This window comes from Candidatus Pelagibacter communis (genome assembly GCF_001179985.1).
Taxonomy (GTDB): domain Bacteria; phylum Pseudomonadota; class Alphaproteobacteria; order Pelagibacterales; family Pelagibacteraceae; genus Pelagibacter; species Pelagibacter ubique_J.
In genome coordinates, this window is the sequence record NZ_CVSI01000031.1 from 1 (window position 1) to 998 (window position 998).

The window sequence follows — 998 nt, forward strand, 5'->3', positions numbered from 1 at the left end:
ACTATTTTTCCAAAAAATTTAAAAATATTTATTTAATAACAACTTCGACAGAATTTAAAAAAAAGTTTGACAAAAGAATCAAGATTATTTCACCAAAAATAAATTTTTGGAAAAAATATGGGAGGAGAATAAAATATTTTATTTGCTTAATTCTTTTAGTAAAAATTTTGATTAAAAATCGTGATATCAAGGTTTTTTCCTTCCAGGCAAATATATACTGCTTAGTAATATGTAAATTATTAAATGTAAAAATTGTTGTCAGATCTAATTCAGCTCCAATTGGTTGGTCAAAAAATTTTTTTAAAAAATTTATCTTTAAAAAGTTACTAAAACTTGCAGACATCACAATGGTTAATAGTATTGAGTTTAAAAAGGAATTGAAAAGAAACTTCAATGTAGAGTCAAAAGTAATTTATAACCCTTTAAATAAAGAGGAAATAATTAGATTATCTAAAAAAAAAGTTAGAAATACTTTTTTTAAAAAGAATACTTTAAATATTATAAACGTAGGTAGATTTACAGATCAAAAAGATCATTTAACGTTATTAAGAGCAATTAACATTGTTAAGGACAGAATAAATTTAAGATTAATGATTGTAGGTAGAGGAATAAATTTAATGTCAATGAAAAATTACATTAATTATAATAATTTGAAAAAAATTGTAAAAATTATCAATTTTACTAAAAATCCATTTCCTCTCATTAAAAAATCAAATTTGTTTGTCCTCACGTCTACTTATGAAGGACTACCAAATGTATTACTTGAAACTTTGGTTTTAAAAAAATTTATAATTTCTACAAGGTGTCAAACTGGTCCCTCAGAAATTTTATTAAATGGAAAGGGTGGACTACTATTTCAGGTTAAAAACCACAAAAAATTGGCAAATAAAATTATTTATTATTTTCATAACGAAAGTAAATGTCAAAAACTTTTACAAAAAGCGGTGGGAGCTCTGCATAGATTTGATAGTAAAAAAAATCTTAAAAAATATGAAGAT

General features: G+C 22.7%; 1 protein-coding gene. It reads left to right on the forward strand.

Annotated features, from left to right (window positions below):
* On the forward strand, window positions 1–998 hold a 998-nt coding region (locus tag AMN80_RS01750), incomplete at both ends, for a glycosyltransferase (protein ID WP_075520304.1).